Source organism: Stenotrophomonas sp. P5_B8, from assembly GCF_054049855.1.
On record NZ_JBFULO010000088.1, the window covers coordinates 1 to 16,377 of the forward strand.

The 16,377-nt window shown below is 66.6% G+C and carries 13 protein-coding genes; 9 read left to right on the plus strand and 4 right to left on the minus strand.

Annotation, left to right across the window (positions count from 1 at the left end):
- Together dnaN and dnaA are read right to left on the minus strand one after the other, a co-directional pair.
- Window positions 1–768: DNA polymerase III subunit beta (gene dnaN / locus ACXJKH_RS07245; protein ID WP_457318920.1), on the minus strand; the 768-nt coding region annotated here is incomplete at its 3' end.
- Window positions 769–1,044: 276 nt separating this feature from the next.
- Window positions 1,045–2,379 carry a chromosomal replication initiator protein DnaA gene (gene dnaA / locus ACXJKH_RS07250; protein ID WP_457318921.1) on the minus strand — a complete coding sequence of 445 codons (1,335 nt, stop codon included), beginning with the start codon at window positions 2,377–2,379 and terminating at the stop codon, window positions 1,045–1,047.
- A 254-nt stretch (window positions 2,380–2,633) separates the two neighbouring features.
- Between dnaA and rpmH the strand changes: the two genes are divergently transcribed.
- From rpmH to ACXJKH_RS07285, 7 genes are all read left to right on the plus strand, one after another.
- Entirely contained in the window at window positions 2,634–2,774 is a 141-nt protein-coding gene (gene rpmH / locus ACXJKH_RS07255; protein ID WP_006404565.1) for a 50S ribosomal protein L34, read from the plus strand.
- A gap of 5 nt (window positions 2,775–2,779) precedes the next feature.
- The gene (rnpA, locus tag ACXJKH_RS07260; RefSeq protein WP_256776087.1) at window positions 2,780–3,274 is read left to right on the plus strand and encodes a ribonuclease P protein component; all 495 of its coding nucleotides are present in this window, start codon (window positions 2,780–2,782) and stop codon (window positions 3,272–3,274) included.
- A complete protein-coding gene (yidC, locus tag ACXJKH_RS07265; protein ID WP_457318922.1) occupies window positions 3,274–4,974 on the plus strand; it encodes a membrane protein insertase YidC in 1,701 nt (566 codons plus the stop codon). The genes rnpA and yidC overlap by 1 nt, the downstream gene beginning before the upstream one ends.
- A gap of 138 nt (window positions 4,975–5,112) precedes the next feature.
- The gene (locus tag ACXJKH_RS07270; protein WP_457318923.1) at window positions 5,113–7,788 is read left to right on the plus strand and encodes a polysaccharide deacetylase family protein; all 2,676 of its coding nucleotides are present in this window, start codon (window positions 5,113–5,115) and stop codon (window positions 7,786–7,788) included.
- 3 nt (window positions 7,789–7,791) lie between these two features.
- On the plus strand, window positions 7,792–9,141 hold the full coding sequence (gene mnmE, locus ACXJKH_RS07275; RefSeq protein WP_457318924.1) for a tRNA uridine-5-carboxymethylaminomethyl(34) synthesis GTPase MnmE: 1,350 nt from the start codon (window positions 7,792–7,794) through the stop codon (window positions 9,139–9,141).
- A 163-nt stretch (window positions 9,142–9,304) separates the two neighbouring features.
- Window positions 9,305–10,360 carry a glycerophosphodiester phosphodiesterase gene (locus tag ACXJKH_RS07280; protein WP_457318925.1) on the plus strand — a complete coding sequence of 352 codons (1,056 nt, stop codon included), beginning with the start codon at window positions 9,305–9,307 and terminating at the stop codon, window positions 10,358–10,360.
- 120 nt (window positions 10,361–10,480) lie between these two features.
- The gene (locus ACXJKH_RS07285; RefSeq protein WP_457318926.1) at window positions 10,481–11,383 is read left to right on the plus strand and encodes a hypothetical protein; all 903 of its coding nucleotides are present in this window, start codon (window positions 10,481–10,483) and stop codon (window positions 11,381–11,383) included.
- Between the two features lie 3 nt (window positions 11,384–11,386).
- On the opposite strand, the gene ACXJKH_RS07290 is transcribed toward ACXJKH_RS07285, so the two are convergent.
- Both ACXJKH_RS07290 and ACXJKH_RS07295 read right to left on the minus strand, forming a co-directional pair.
- A complete protein-coding gene (locus tag ACXJKH_RS07290; RefSeq protein ID WP_256776093.1) occupies window positions 11,387–12,169 on the minus strand; it encodes a rhomboid family intramembrane serine protease in 783 nt (260 codons plus the stop codon).
- On the minus strand, window positions 12,166–13,110 hold the full coding sequence (locus ACXJKH_RS07295; RefSeq protein ID WP_457318927.1) for a TerC family protein: 945 nt from the start codon (window positions 13,108–13,110) through the stop codon (window positions 12,166–12,168). The genes ACXJKH_RS07290 and ACXJKH_RS07295 overlap by 4 nt, the downstream gene beginning before the upstream one ends.
- Before the next feature lie 394 nt (window positions 13,111–13,504).
- Here ACXJKH_RS07295 and ACXJKH_RS07300 point away from each other — a divergent pair, with 394 nt between their 5' ends.
- Together ACXJKH_RS07300 and ACXJKH_RS07305 are read left to right on the plus strand one after the other, a co-directional pair.
- Window positions 13,505–14,674, plus strand: coding sequence for a class I SAM-dependent rRNA methyltransferase (locus ACXJKH_RS07300; protein WP_256776095.1), 1,170 nt, complete (start codon window positions 13,505–13,507; stop codon window positions 14,672–14,674).
- 306 nt (window positions 14,675–14,980) lie between these two features.
- Window positions 14,981–16,234: a dipeptidase gene (locus tag ACXJKH_RS07305; RefSeq protein ID WP_457318928.1), complete on the plus strand. Its 1,254-nt coding sequence runs from the start codon at window positions 14,981–14,983 to the stop codon at window positions 16,232–16,234.
- Window positions 16,235–16,377: the final 143 nt, after the last annotated feature.

The following is a 16,377-nucleotide window of genomic DNA, read 5'->3' on the forward strand; positions in this document are numbered from 1 at the left end:
CACTTCGCGATCGGCGCCGATCGGGATCACGGCCTCGTAATCCGGGAAACGGCCGTCGATCAGCTTCGAGGTGAAGGTGACATCGTCGCGCTTGACCCGCACGTGGCTGCGGCCGACTTCCAACTCGATCTCGCGATCGCCGCTTTCCAGCAGACGCTGGAGTTCGGTCACGCCCTTGCGCGGCACGATGATCTGACGCTTGGCGCCGCTGGCCTTTTCCAGGTCGGTCTCGCACAGCGCAAGACGATGGCCGTCGGTGGCAACGGTTCGCAGGGCATCGCCGCGCAGGTCGAACAGCAAACCGTTGAGGTAATACCGCACGTCYTGCTGGGCCATCGCGAACGCGGTGCGCTCGATCAGCTCCTTCAGGGTGGCTTCGCCGATCGCCACGCGCTCGGTGGCTTCCACTTCGTCCACCGACGGGAAGTCGTTGGCCGGCAGGGTTGCCAGGGTGAAGCGGCTGCGGCCGGCCTGCACGGTGATCTTGTCACCGGTCTGCGAGACGGTGATCCGGCTGCCGTCGGGCAGGGCGCGGATGATCTCGAACAGTTTGCGTGCGGGGATGGTGGTCTCGCCGTCCTGGGCATCTTCCACCGCGATCCGCGACACCATTTCCACTTCCAGGTCCGTACCGGTCAGCGACAGCTGCCCGTTCTGCACCTGGACCAGGAAATTAGCCAGAACCGGCAGGGTCTGGCGGCGTTCGACCACGTTGACGACTTGTGCCAACGGCTTGAGAAAGGCTTCGCGCTGCAGTGTGAAACGCATGTGGTTCCGTGCCCCTATGCTTTAAAAAAATGTGGAATAAATCAAAAGCTTGGTGGTGATGGTAGCGCCAGAATCGCGGGAAAACACAGCTAAGTCTTTGTAAACAAAAGGGTTTCAGGCCTCGAAACCCTCTGCATTACTGGCCCCGAAGGGGAGGGCAATGCTGTGGATAACTTCGCGCCCAGATTGAACGGCGTTTTTATCCACACCCTGTCCCCTGCTTGCTACCGGATTCTGCACCGTTTTATGCGATGACGCCTTAGCGGCGTACATGCATCATTCGCTCAACTTCCGGATCAGCTTGTCCCAGTCTTCCCGCAACTTGCCGTCCGCTTCCATCAACGTCCGGATCTGCCGGCAGGCATGCAGCACCGTGGTGTGGTCCCGGCCGGCAAAGGCGTCGCCGATTTCCGGCAGGCTGTGCTCGGTCAGTTCCTTGGTCAGCGCCATGGCTACCTGGCGCGGACKGGCCAACGACCGGGTCCGGCGCTTGGACAGCAGATCCTTGATCTGCAGCCCGTAGTAGTCGGCCACGGTTTTCTGGATGTTGGGAATGCTGATTGCCTGCTGCTGGGCGCGCAGCAGGTCGCGCAGGGTTTCCTGCGCAAAATCAGTGGTGATCGCACGGCCGGTGAAGTTGGCGCGTGCGGCCAGAGTATTCAGCGCACCCTCGAGGTCGCGGACATTGGAGCGCATTTTCTTGGCAATCAGAAACGCCACATCGTCGGGGATCTCGGTGCCACGCTCGCGTGCCTTGGCCAGCACGATCGCGGCGCGGGTCTCGAAGTCCGGCGGCTCGATGGCCACCGACAGACCCCAGGCCAGTCGCGACTTCAGCCGTGCTTCCAGGCCCTCGACTTCGCGCGGGTACCGGTCGCAGGTCAGGATGATCTGCTGCTTGCCGTCGAACAGGGCATTGAACGTATGGAAGAACTCTTCCTGGGTACGGTCCTTGCCGGCGAAGAACTGGATGTCATCGATCAGCAGCGCGTCCACCTGCTGGAACTGGCGCTTGAACTGATCCATGGTTTTTTCCTGCAACGCCCGGATCATCGCGCTGAAGAACTGTTCCGACCGCAGGTACAGCACCTTGGCGCCCGGGTTGGCCTGGCGCATCGCATTGCCGGCCGCGAACATCAGGTGGGTCTTGCCCAGGCCGGTGCCGCCGTACAACAGCAACGGGTTGTGCGCCCGGTCGCCCGGTTTCTGCGCCGCCTGGAACGCCGCGGCCAGGCCCAGCTGATTGCTGCGACCCTCCACGAAGTTGGCGAAGGTGTAGTGGGAATCCAGGTTGCCGGCGAACGGCACCAGCGGCTCGGCCGGCACGACAGGCGCGGAGAAGCCCGGATTGGACGCAATCTGCGCCTCTACGGCGCGCGGACGCGAGCCGATTTCAAGAAAAACGTCGCCAAAGCCGGCGAAGTGCGCCAGCAGTTCCTTGATGCGCGGCAGGTACAGCTCGCGCACCTGGTCGACAATGAAGGCATTTGGCGCATAAAGCACCAGGCTGTCCACGCGCAGATCGGCCTGCAGCGGCTTCAACCAGGTGTGAACATCCTCGGGCGGGAACTCCGCTTCAAGGCGTTCGAGACAACGGGACCAGGCATCCATCGGCAATAATCGTCTGGGGCCAGGGGACAGGCGTGGAAAACCGCCGCACCGCAGGCCGGAAGGGGGAAAGAATGGATGGCGCAGACTACCACCGACGAGGGGGGCCGGGAATGGTTGTCCCGAAGTTATTCACAAAATGATCCACAGCTATTGCACAGCCCAATGAATTCCCGTAGTGACAAGCACTTGACGGCACCTTGATCAGGTCTATAGAATTTCCGGTTCTTTCCGTCCCCTTCATATAGAGGCCCCGCATGGCCACCAAGCGCACTTTCCAACCCAGCAACCTCAAGCGTAAGCGCGACCATGGCTTCCGTGCCCGTATGAAGACCGCTGACGGCCGCAAGATCCTGTCGCGTCGCCGCGCCAAGGGCCGTAAAGTCCTGAGCGCTTGATTGCAATGCCGCTTCCCGCGGCAGACGCAATCCTGACTGTGAGCAGTTCCGACCCGCGCAAGCGATTCCCTCGCTCTGCGCGGGTCCGTACGCGTGCCGAATATACAACGGTCTTCAACGGCGCCCGCCGTGTGTCCGATCCGCTGATGACCCTGCACTGGCTGAAGAGCGATACGCCAGCCAGGTTGGGTCTCGCCGTGTCGCGCAAAGTCGATCCCCGAGCCGTGGGTCGCAACCGAGTAAAGCGTGTGCTGCGCGATGCCACACGCCACCTACGGCCGTGGATGAGTGCCGGCGATTTTGTCGTCGTTGCCCGTAGCGCCGCCCGTACCGCCAGCAACTCAGAACTCCGCCAGGCCTTTGAACGCCTGCTGCGCCGTCTTGGCGCATTGCCCATGCCGGGCGCGGACGGCACAATGCCGCCGCCCCTGGGCGTTGTACCCCTTTCTTCCCAGCCCGAGCCGGCATCGCATGCCGGCCCCGTCGAGCCTGCCCGCTGATGAACCAGACCCGCGTTTTCCTGATTTTTGCCTGGCTGATGGTGGCCGTGTTGCTGTGGATGGAGTGGGGCCGCGACAAGGCCGCACCGACCCCGCCGCCGGTTGCCGCGCAGACCCAGGCAACCGTGCCGGGCGCGGCAGGTTCCATCCCCGGTGCGTCGGTGCCGCAGGCCCCGGGTAGCGCCCCGGCGACCCAGCCGGCCGCGCAGGCCCAGGCCGGCGCCGCCCGCGTCACCGTCACCACCGACGTACTGCGTCTGGTGCTGGACGGCGGCACCGTGCTGGACGCCGAGCTGCTGCAGTTCCCGCAGACCAAGGCGGACGGCAGCCCGCCGGTGCGCCTGCTGACCGAAGAGAGCACCCACCCGTACCGCGCGGTGAGTGGCTGGACCAGCCAGGACAAGGGCACCCCGGTGCCGGAAGCCAATGGCTTCACCCTGGTGGGCGACGACCGCGACTTCGTGCTGGGCAAGGGCCAGAAGGAACTGCAGATCCCGTTCGTGTGGAATGGCCCGAACGGCGTCAGCATCCGTCGTACTTACACGCTGGGTCGCAACGAATACGCGATCAAGGTGAAGGACGAAGTGGTCAACGGCAGCACCGCGCCGTGGAACGGCTACGTGTACCGCACCCTGGACCGCACCCCGACCATCCTGTCGCGCAGCATGACCAACCCGGACTCGTTCAGCTTCAACGGCGCGACCTGGTTCAGCCCGCAGGACGGTTATGAGCGTCGCGCGTTCAAGGATTACCTGGACGATGGCAACCTCAATCGCACCATCACCGGCGGCTGGCTGGCGATGCTGCAGCACCACTTCTTCACCGCGTGGATCCCGCAGGCCGACCAGGCCGCGAACTACGCGCTGTCCCAGCATGACGGTCGAGACCAGATCCAGGCCACCGGCCCGGCCTTCACCGTCGCCCCGGGCCAGCAGGCCAGCACCGAAGCTCGCCTGTGGGTCGGCCCGAAGCTGGTCAACCTGATCGCCAAGGAAGACGTGAAGGGTCTGGACCGCGTGGTCGATTACAGCCGCTTCTCGCTGATGGCGATCATCGGCCAGGGCCTGTTCTGGGTGTTGAACCAGGTCCACAAGGTCGTCAACAACTGGGGCTGGGCGATCGTTGGCCTGGTCGTGCTGCTGAAGCTGGTGCTGTATCCGCTGTCGGCGGTGCAGTACAAGAGTGGCGCCAAGATGCGTCGCTTCCAGCCTCGCATCGCGCAGTTGAAGGAACGCTACGGCGATGACCGCCAGAAGTTCCAGACCGCGATGATGGAGCTGTACAAGAAGGAAAAGATCAATCCGATGGGCGGCTGCCTGCCGATCCTCATCCAGATGCCGATCTTCTTCGCGCTGTACTGGGTGCTGGTGGAGTCGGTGGAACTGCGCCAGGCGCCGTGGCTGGGCTGGATCCAGGACCTGACCGCGCGTGACCCGTACTTCATCCTGCCGGTGATCAACGTGGCGGTGATGTGGGCCACGCAGAAGCTGACCCCGGCCCCGGGCATGGACCCGATGCAGGCCAAGATGATGCAGATGATGCCGCTGGTGTTCGGCGTCATGATGGCCTTCATGCCGTCCGGCCTGGTCCTGTACTGGGTGGTCAACGGTGGCCTGGGCCTGCTGCAGCAGTGGTGGATGACCAAGCGCCACGGCAGCGATCCGGTGCCGGCGACCACCGCCCCCATCAAAAAGAAGTAGAGCCGACCGTTGGTCGGCTGCAAAAACACGTAGCGCCGACCGTCGGTCGGCTGCCCCGGAAAACCCGCCACCCGGCGGGTTTTTCTTTGGCGGCGATACAATCGCCGCCACCGTTGCCCCGTTCCCCCGAGCCACTCCATGCCCGCTGCGTCGTCGCTGTTCCGCCTGTCCGTGCCCATGCTGGCGCTCACCCTGGCGCTGGCCGGGTGTGGGGACAAACCCGCGGCCACCGCCGACGGGGTCACCCAGCCCAGCGCGCAGGCCGCCGCCGCCGCCGACCCGGCGGCCGCACCGCTGCTCACCGCGCTGCAGAAGCTGCTCGACGGCCACCGCCGCATCATCGTGCTGCTGGCCGATGAGGCGCAGCAGTCGTCGGCTGACCGCGCCACCTCCAGCCGCATCGGCCAGCAGCTGTTCCATGATGGGCTGGCGCAGCGCGAGGCGATCGCCGCGCAGTTCGACACCCTGCTGCGCGATGCGAGCCCGCAACGCTTCGCCACCCTGGGCACGGTGCTGGACTACATCGAATCGGCGCCGGAGTTGTTCGACGCCGACCGCCTGGCCTTCCGCGAAGTCCTGCGCACCCTGCACGACCGCGTCGGTACCGATTCCTCGCTGCCGGCGGTGAAGCTGCACCAGCGCATCGGCGAAGACCTGGAGGCGCTGGACGAGATCGAGCGCAACTACAACCAGGAAATCACCCGCATCTTCAGCCGCTTCGACCGCACCCGCGCCATCGCGCTCAAGCGCGAGAAGTGGGAGGACTACATCGCCCACCTGCACAAGCAGTACAGCCGCGAGGCGATCCTGCGCGATTACGGGGTGATCGAGCCGTACCCGATGTCGATGAAGGACAGCGACCGCGAGATCTTCGGCCGCGACCTGCCCCCCAAGACCGTGGTGCTGAGCTTCGACGATGGCCCGCACAAGGCCTATACCGACGAGGTGGTGGCCATCCTCAAGCGCTACGACGTACCGGGTGTGTTCTTCGAAGTGGGCCGCAACCTGGGCACGGTGCAGGCCGACGGCAAGGTCACGCTGGGGCCGCTGGCCAGGATCAGCCGCGACCTGATGGAGCAGGGCTACGCGGTGGGCAACCACAGCCTCACCCACGCCCAGCTCTCGCGCACCACCGGCGATGCCCTGCGCGAACAGGTGTTGTCCACCGATACGCTGCTCAAGGATGTGGACGGCAAGCGCGCTCCGCTGTTCCGCTTCCCGTATGGCGCGCGCAATGCCGAGGGCCTGCAGCTGCTCAACGAAGCCGGGCTGAAGTCGATCATGTGGAACATCGATTCGATGGACTGGGCCGACCCGGTACCCGAGTCGATCGTGCAGCGCGTGGTCGAACAGGTGCAGAAGGAACAGCGCGGGATCATCCTGTTCCACGATATCCACGATCGCGCGGTGAAGGCGTTGCCGCAGATCCTGGATCGGCTGATCGCCGACGGCTACCAGTTCGCCGGCTGGAATGGCCGCGACTTCAGCGTTGGCCGTGCGCGCAAGGCGGCTGCCGCCGACACCACGGTCACCAGTGGCTACGAGAAATCCTGGGCCATCGTGGTCGGCATCGACGACTACGCCAAGTGGCCCAAGCTGGAATACGCCAGCCATGATGCGCAGGCCATCGCCGACACCCTGACCGGGCAGTTCGGCTTTCCGTCCTCGCAGGTGATCGTGCTGAAGAACCAGCAGGCCACCCGCAACAACATCCTGGCCGCCTTCCACGACCGGCTGGCCGACGACCGCACCGGCAGGAACGACCGCGTGTTCGTGTTCTTCGCCGGCCACGGCGCAACCCGTCGGCTGGCCTCGGGCCGCGACCTGGGCTACATCATTCCGGTGGATTCGGATCCCAACGAGTTCGCCACCGATGCCATCGCGATGACCGACATCCAGAACATCGCCGAAAGCATGCAGGCCAAGCACGTGATGTTCGTGATGGATGCCTGCTACAGCGGCCTCGGGTTGACCCGCGGGGGGGGATCGTCGTCGGCATTCCTGCGCGAGAACGCCCGCCGCAGCGCGCGGCAGATGCTCACCGCCGGTGGCGCCGACCAGCAGGTGGCCGACAGCGGCCCGAACGGGCATTCGGTGTTCACCTGGGTGCTGCTGCAGGCGCTGGCGGGCAAGGGCGACCTCAATGGCGAYGGCCTGATCACCGGCACCGAGCTGGCCGCCTACGTCGCCCCGGCGGTGTCGGCGGTATCGCGGCAGACCCCGGCGTTCGGCAGCCTGCCCGGCTCACAGGGCGGCGAGTTCGTGTTCCAGGTGCCTGACAGCCAGGAATACCTCAACGCCGACACGCACCAGCTCTCGGCCGATGCCATCGCGCTGAACAACAAGGTCGATGCGGCGCAGGATGCCCAGGGGGAAACCCAGGCGCCGGTCACCGTCCCCGACCTGCAGGGAGGCAAGCGCACGCTGGTGGTGCCGGTAGCGCTGCCCACTTCCGATCGCCAGCGCGCGCAGCAGGCCAACGACCGCGGCCTGCAGCTGTACCGCGAGAAGCGCTACGACGAAGCGGCCGCCCAGTTCACCGAAGCGCTGAAGCTGCGCCCGGACTTCGCCCAGGCTGCCAACAACCTCGGCTTCGTCTACTACCGCCAGCAGCGTTACGCCGAAGCCGCGCGCTGGCTGGAGAACACCTTGAAGATCGATCCCTCGCGCGCGGTGGCCCACCTCAACCTTGGCGATGCGTACTTCCATGCCGGCGACAAGGCCAAAGCGCGGCAGGCCTACACCACCTATCTGGCGCTGCAGCCGCAGGGCAGCGGCGCTGCCCAGGCCCGCGCGCAGCTGGAGAAGCTGTAAGCCATGAACGCCTCCGCCAACATCGACACCATCGTGGCCATCGCCAGCGCGCCCGGCGCCGGCGGCGTCGGCCTGCTGCGTCTGTCCGGTCCGCGTGCGGCGGCCATTGCCACCGCACTGGGCGCGCCGACGCTGCGCCCGCGCCATGCCCACTACGCGCGCCTGCGCGACGCACAGGGCGAGGTGATCGACGATGGCATCGTGCTGTGGTTCCCGGCGCCCCACAGTTTCACCGGCGAAGAAGTCGTCGAGCTGCAGGGCCACGGCAGCCCGGTACTGCTGCAACAACTGGTCGCGCGCTGTATCGCGCTCGGTGCGCGCCAGGCGCGGCCGGGTGAGTTCAGCGAACGGGCCTTCCTCAACGGCAAGCTCGACCTGGCCCAGGCCGAGGCGATCGCCGACCTGATCGCCGCCAGCGATACGCGCGCGGCACGCGCCGCCCGCCGCTCGCTGGACGGGGTGTTCTCGCGCCGGGTCGACGAGGCGGCGGAACAGCTTGTTCTGCTGCGCATCCACGTGGAGGCGGCGATCGACTTCGCCGACGAGCCGCTGGATACCCTCGGTGGCGATCAGGTCCGCGCCGGATTGGGCCAGGCGCTGCGCGCGCTGGTGCAGCTACGCGACGATGCCGAACGCGGCCGCCGCCTGCGCGATGGCCTGCACGCGGTGCTGGTGGGACCGCCCAACGCCGGCAAGAGCTCGCTGCTCAATGCACTGGCCGGCAGCGAACGGGCGATCGTCACCGACATCGCCGGCACCACCCGCGACACCCTGCGCGAAACCATCCGCATCGACGGGCTGGAACTGACCCTGGTCGATACCGCCGGCCTGCGCGAAGGCGGCGATGCGATCGAGCGCGAGGGCATGCGCCGCGCCCACGTAGAGATGCAGCGCACCGACCTTGCCATCATCGTGCTTGATGCCCGCGACCCGCAGGCCGGGCACGCGGCGGTGCGCGAGGCCATCGCCGAGGTGCCGCAGCAGCTGTGGATCCACAACAAGAGCGACCTGCTCGCCGCGCTCCCGGCTACCGGCGACCCCAACATCGTGCACGTCTCGGCCGCCACCGGCCTGGGCCTGGACCGCCTGCACACGCGCCTGCGCGAACTGGCCAGCGGCAGCGCCGGGGACAGCGTGGAAGGTGAATTCTCTGCCCGCGCCCGGCATGTGGAGGCCATCGTGCTGGCCATCGGCCACGCCGAGCGCGCCGAAGCCGAGCTGGTCCACGAGCATCTGGAACTGGCCGCCGAGGAACTGCGCCTGGCCCACGAGGCGCTGGGTGAGATCACCGGGCGGATGAGCGCCGATGATCTGCTGGGGCGGATATTCTCGAGCTTCTGTATCGGCAAGTAGGGGCGGCTTTCTTCCCCCTGTCACACCGCACCACCACAATGCGCCGGTCCTTTCCACGCCCCGCCGCGTTGGCGCGGGGCGCATCACACAGGGGTTTGCAGTGTCGAAGTCGTCGTGGGGTTGTGTGTTGCTGTTGTCGCTGGCCGTGGCACCATGGGTGGCCATGAGCGCTGAATCCACGTCCCCCGCAACGCCCAAGGCGGCGGTGTATGGCCATCGCGGTGCCAGTGCGCTGTTGCCCGAGCACACCTTGGCCAGCTACGCGCAGGCCATCGCCGACGGCGCCGATTACATCGAACCGGACCTGGTGATGACCAAGGACGGGGTGCTGGTGTCGCGCCACGAGAATGAGATCGGGGGCACCACCGACGTGGCCGCGCATCCGGAGTTCGCCAGCCGCAAGACGGTCAAGACCATCGACGGCGAGCGCATGGAAGGCTGGTTCACCGAAGACTTCACCGTGGCCGAGCTGAAGACCCTGTACGCCCGCGAGCGTCTGCCGCAGCTTCGCAGCACGGCCTTCGATGGACAGTTCCGCATCGCCACGCTGGACGAGATCATCGCGTTCCTGGTGCAGCAGGCCGGGCGCGCCAACCGCGGCATCGGGCTGGTGCCCGAGATCAAGCACGGCACCTACTTCAAGGGCATCGGCCTGCCGATGGAGGACAAGGTGTTGGCCGCGCTGCAGGGCAACGCGTACACGCGGGTGGCACCGGTGACGATCCAGTCCTTCGAGGTCACCAACCTGCGTTACCTGCGCAGCAAGCTCGGTGCTGACAGCAACATCCGCCTGTTGCAGCTGCTCGGCGACCCGAAGCAGCAGCCGGGCGACGTGCTGGCGGCCAAGGGCAGCCAGCGCTATGCCGACATGATCACCCCCACTGGGCTGGCGCAGGTGGCCGGTTATGCCGATGGCATCGGCCCCAGCCTGCGCATGGTCATTCCGCTGGATGCGGCGGGGAAGCTGGGCACGCCCACCCCGCTGGTGCGCGATGCGCATGCGGCCGGGTTGATGGTCATCCCGTACACCTTCCGCCCGGAGAATTACTTCCAGGCCACCGAGTTCCGCAAGGGCGAGGCCAACGCACGCAATGCCGACGGCTCGGTCGCCGAGATGCGCGCCTACCTGGCCACCGGCATCGATGCGTTCTTCACCGACGACCCGGCACTGGGCCGGCGTGCGGTGGACGGGGATGCGGCGGCGACCGCAGGTAACTGACCGGCGACGATCGCTGCATCCGCAGGCGCGGATGGCGGGACGCCCTGCCGATCAGGACGTGCGTGACCTTGTTGCGATCGGCGACCACGGCTACCGTGGCCGCTGGACACGGAGGTCTGCATGTTGATCGGACATCGCTACGAACGCACGCCAGGCGGCGACCTGCACATCCATTCGCACAACCGCGTGCAGGCAGGCCTGGTGCTGTTCGTGGGCGCGGTCGCGTTGGCGGTACCCGGCGCGTTCGTGGTCGGGGCGCTGGTGAACGAACACTCGCCGTTGTCCCGCCTGGCCCCGTTGTCCTGGCTGCTGGTGGTGCTGGCGTTCCTGCTGCTGGTCGCGCTGGCGGTGGTCCTGCTGGTGTACACCGAGACCAGCGAAACGCTGACCCTGTCGCGCCGCGACGGCGTTGGCCAGCGCCATACCCGCACGCTGTCCGGGCGCTGCACGCTGGTGAATGCCGCCTTCGCCCTGCACGGGCTGTCCGCACTCCAACTGCGATGGCACGGCACCCTGCACCGCGGGACCACCCAGCTGTGGCTCGTGCGCCACGATGGCAGCGAGACCCTGTTGACGCCTGGCAATGTCGCCGTGCTGCCCGGCACGCGGCGCACCGACCGCTGGCTGGGCGTGTTGGCCGATTACCTGCAACTGCCGGTGCCCGTGGAGGTGCTGGACCCACCCCACGCGGCCCCGGCGCAGACGGTAGAGGAGGGCGCGGACAAGGCGCCATCCGCAGCTGACAAGGCCGGCGCTGGCGTCCGCCTCTTTTTCGGCCTGCTGGGCGCCTTCCTGGCGGTACTCGAACTCACGCAGCTGCTGTCGCTGGTGACCGCCCTGGCCACCGCGCGGATCCGGGTCGGCGGCTACCGCGTCAGCGCGCACACCTACTATTGGAGCGAGCAGCCGCTCGCGTACGCGTTCAACGTGCTGTTCGGGGTGGCGATGGTGGTCCTGGTGGGCATGTTCGCCATTGGCTGCCTGCGCCTGGCGCTGTTCGGCCGGATCAGATCCGCCACGTGAGCGCTACTCGCGCGGCTCCGACCGGTCACGCGGCCGGAACGGCAGCACCACGTAGTCCTGGCCTTCGCGCGGTTGCCACAGCACCGGCACGCGCTGCGGTGACGGCGGCTCCAGGTCGCTGTCGCGCTGCAGCTCCAGGTCTTCCTCGTCTTCTTCTTCCCAGCTGTAGCGCTTGCGCGGGGCCATCGGGTCGGACAGGCGGAACAGCAGCGCGCTGAGGATGCCGGCAAAGGCGCCGCCCATGTGCGACTGCCAGGACACGCCCGGCTCGTGCGGGAGGATGGTGATCAGCATGCTCCCGTAGAACAGGAAGGCGATCAGCCCGGCGGCGATGGCCGGACGGTCGCGGCGCAGCAGGCCGAGCACGAACACCAGGAACATCAGGCCGTGGGTGATGCCGCTTGCGCCCAGGTGGTGGCTGCCGATATCGCCGAGCAGCCAGGCACCAAGGCCCGAGCCGATCCACAGCAGCGGCAGCGCGCGCAGCGTGGCGTTGGGATAGACGCTGCCGGCCAGTGTGCCGAGGATCAGCAGGGCAGCCGCGTTGGCGCCCAGATGCTCGACCGAGCCATGCAGCAGCGGGGCACCGAGAATGCCGAGCAGGCCGGCCTTGTCCAGCGGCGACACGGCCCACGGCTGCCAGTTGAAATGACCTTGCGCGGTGAACACCGCCACCAGCACCAGCACGAACGCCAGGCTGGCGTTGAACGCCCGCATCACACGACCGTGGTCGTTGCGGGGGGAGACCGGCGGCTCGCCGGCGGGCAGGGGCAGGTTGTCGTTCATACCCTAAGGGATTGCGTCGCCCGGGCTGAACACAAGGGCAACGCGACGGGAGAGAGTGGTGCCACGATCGGGGTGGGAATCTTGAAGATGTCGATCAGCATCATCTTGATGCCGATGAAGGCCAGCACCAGGGCCAGGCCGTAGGGCAGCAGGTGGAAGCGATCGGCCATGCCGGCCAGCAAGAAGAACATCGCCCGCAGGCCCAGCACCGCGAACACGTTGGAGGTGAGCACGATGAACGGGTCGGTGGTGATGGCGAAGATCGCCGGGATGCTGTCCACCGCGAAGATCACGTCGGTGACCGCGATCAGGATCAGCACCACGAACAGCGGGGTGAACCAGCGCTTGCCGTCGCGCATGACGCTCATCGCGTTGCCGGCGTAGTCCGGGAGCAGGCGCAGGTGCTTGCGCATCCAGCGCAGCGCCGGGTTGGTCTCAAGATCCGGCTCGGTCCCGGCCGAGAACCACATCTTCCAGCCGGTGAACAGCAGGAACGCACCGAACACGTACAGCAGCCAATGGAACTTGGTCAGCAGCACGCTGCCGGCGAAGATCATGATCGTACGCAGCACGATCGCGCCCAGAATGCCGATGATCAGCACCTTCTGCCGTTGTTCTTCGGGTACCGCGAAGTAGCCCATGATCATCAGAAACACGAAGATGTTGTCTACCGCCAGGGCTTTCTCGACCAGGTAGCCGGTGAGGAACTCCAGCCCGACCTTGTTGGCCACCACCTGGCCGGCGGTTTCGTTGAGGTAGTACCAGAGGCCGCCGTTGAAGGCCAAGGCCAGCAGGACCCAGCCGATCGACCACCACAGGGCCTCCTTGAAGGTGACCTTGTGCGGTCCGCCGTGTCGCATCAATACGAGATCGACCAACAGCGCGATGACCACCACCGCGCCGAAGCCGCCCCACAACCATAAGTTACCGATCGTCTGCATGGGTTTGTCCGTTGGAAAAATGAATGCCTCAAGCCGGAGGGCGAGGATCTGCAACGGAGGATCGGGGGGATCCGGGGAGACAGAGCTTCGCCATACGGCGAAGGTCTCGCTCGCAGTCCCGATGGGTGGGACTGCCGTTGCACCGGAGCCTGCGGGCTCGAATTGACGGCGACAACGTCTGGGAGCTACTCCCCTTCTGAGGCCGATTCTGCGGGCTGCCGGGGCCGGCGTCAAATGCCCGCCGTTTACCTCCCCGCTCGACCGGAACGCCCCGGGGCCAGGGGGCGCCGACGCAGGCGCGGGGGTAGGGCGCGCGCATGGCGGGACCCGTGGTGCGCGCGCGCAGGCCGCGGTCCGGCAGCGCGTACCCGATGCCGCGTCATACAATATGCGGATGAATACCCCTGCCCCCGTAGTCCGCCTCAAGAACGCCTGGCGCTCCAGCCACCCGTGGATCTTCCAGAAACTGGTCGAGAAGCCTGTCGTCCGTCCCAAGCCCGGTGCCATCGTCGACGTCGTCGGCGTGGACGGGGAGTGGATCGGCCGTGGCTTCTACAACGGTCATTCGCGCATCGCCGTGCGCATCCTGGAAACCGATCAGGCCGTTCCGGTCGACGCCGGCTGGTTCTCGCGCAAGATCGCCCAGGCGGTCTCGCTGCGTCGCGAGGTACTCAAGCTGGACGAGGTGTCCAACGCCTGGCGCGTGGTGCACAGCGAGGGCGACGGCCTGTCCGGCCTGGTCGTGGACCGCTATGGCGATCTGGTGGTGGTGGAGTTCTTCGCCGCCGGCATGTTCCGCCACCGCGAATGGGTCTATGAGGCGCTGCGCGAGCAGTTCCCGGGCTGCCGTTTCCACAGCTTTGCCGACGAACACGTGCAGAAGCAGGAAAGCTTCGACTTCCACGGCAACACCACCACCGAAGCGTCGGTGATCAGCGAGTACGGGGTGAAGTTCCGCGCCGATCCTGCCGGTGCGCACAAGACCGGTTTCTTCGCCGATCAGCGCGAGAACCGCCAGTGGCTGAGCCAGCAGGTGGAAGGCAAGACCGTGCTGGACCTGTGCTGCAACACCGGCGGCTTTGCGGTGTACGCCGCGGTGCGCGGTGCTGCCGAAGTGGTCGGCATCGACATCGACGAGGACGTGATCGAGATTGCCAAGGGCAACTCGCGCCTCAACAACGTGCGCCCGAAGTTCATCCAGTCCGACATCTTCCCGTGGCTGCGCGATGCGTCCAACCGCGGCGAGCGCTACGACGTGGTCATCCTCGACCCGGCCAAGATGACGCGTGACCGCGACCAGGTGATCACCGCGCTGAAGAAGTACCTGGACATGAACAAGCTGGCCCTTGGCGTGGTCAAGCCCGGCGGCCTGCTGGCCACGTTCTCGTGCACCGGCCTGGTGGCCGAGGACCAGTTCCTGGACATGCTGCGCCGCGCCGCGTTCTACGCCGGCCGCACCATCCAGATCCTGAAGGTATCCGGCGCCGGCCCGGATCATCCGTTCATGGCCCACGTGCAGGAATCGCGCTACCTCAAGGCGGTGTTCTGCCGCGTGCTGGACTGACAGCACCGTGCGTGCCGACCGGCGGTCGGCACCTGGCGGGCTGTGTGCGTGCCGACCAACGGTCGGCACCTATCGGGCTTTGTGCGTGCCGACCAACGGTCGGCACCTACAGGGCTGTCTGCCGGCCGACCCAGCGATCGACACGCCTGACGGCGTGCCTGCCGACCGTCTACGGCGTTGGGAACGGGTAGAGCCGAGCCATGCTTGGCTGGCCACGCTCCACGCAGCAGCCGAGCATGGCTCGGCTCTACCGCGTGTCTTCCGACAGCGCTATCGTCCTACGCTTCCCATCACAGGTGAGGCGTCATGACGTTGCGCAGTCTGTCTTTGCTGGTCTCGCTGGCGTTGTGCACGCCGCTGGCCGCCCACGCCATCACGTTCTCCCCGCAGGAACTGGCCAGGGCCGCCACGCTGCAGCAGCGGCTGCTGACCCTGGACAGCCACTTGGATACGCCGGCCAACTTCCACCGCGACGGCTTCGACATCACCCAGCGCCACGACCACAACGCGTTGTCGCAGGTGGACTACCCGCGCATGGTCGAAGGTGCACTCGACGGCGGCTTCTGGGCGATCTACACCGACCAGGGCGACCGCAGCGCGCAGGCGCACCAGCACGACCGCGATGCCGGCCTGCTGCGGCTGATGGACATCCGGCAGATGCTCGCCGCGCACCCGGATACCTTCCAGCTGGCGCTGACCGCGGCCGATGCGGCGAAGATCAAGGCCGCCGGCAAGCGCGTGGTCTACATCAGCATGGAGAACGCCAGCCCGCTGGTGGATGATCCCTCGCTGCTCAGCTTCTACCATCTGGCCGGGTTGCGCCTGCTCAGCACGGTGCACTTCGCCAACAACGAGTTCGCCGATTCGGCCACCRACAAGCACGGTGCCGAGTGGAAGGGCCTGAGCCCGGCCGGCAAGGCACTGGTGGACGAAGCGGTGCGGCTGGGCATCGTCATCGACCAGTCGCATGCCGCCGATGCGGTGTTCGACGACCTGATCGAGCGCATGCCGGTGCCGTTTGTGCTCTCGCACAGCTCGGCCAAGGCGATCTACAACCACCCGCGCAATCTCGATGATGTGCGCCTGAAGCAGCTGGCCAGGGCCGGCGGGGTGATCCAGGTCAACGCCTATGGCGGCTACCTGATCGACACCGGCAAGACCGAGGCGCGGTCGCAGGCCGAGGAGGCGCTGATGCAGCAGCTCGGCGGCGACTACGACGGGATGACCATCGCCCAAGGCGTGGCGCTGAAAAAGGGGCTGGAAGACATCGACGCGCGTTATCCGCTGCGCAAGGCGACGCTGGACGACTTCTTCGCCCACTTCGAGCACATCCTGGAGGTGGTTGGCCCCGAACACGTGGGCATCGGCCTGGACTGGGACGGCGGCGGTGGCCTGGCCGACCTGCCCGACGTGAGCCAGTTGCCCAAGATCACCGCCTGGCTGCTGCGCAAGGGCTACAGCGAAAAGCAGATTGCCGGTATCTGGGGCGGCAACCTGCTGCGGGTGATGCAGCAGGCGCAGGATCACGCCGCCAAAATCGCCGCGGCCGCAAAACCCTGAACACCGGCGGCGCCCCCGGCGTTCGCCTCAAGCGGCAGTCGGTGGGTCGGGCGCTGGGTTCCCATGCCCTTTCCGGCGAATGTCCTCCGGCGTCGGCCYGCGGCCGCCCCCTCCCCCTTTATTTCGCCTCCAAGGGCATGGGA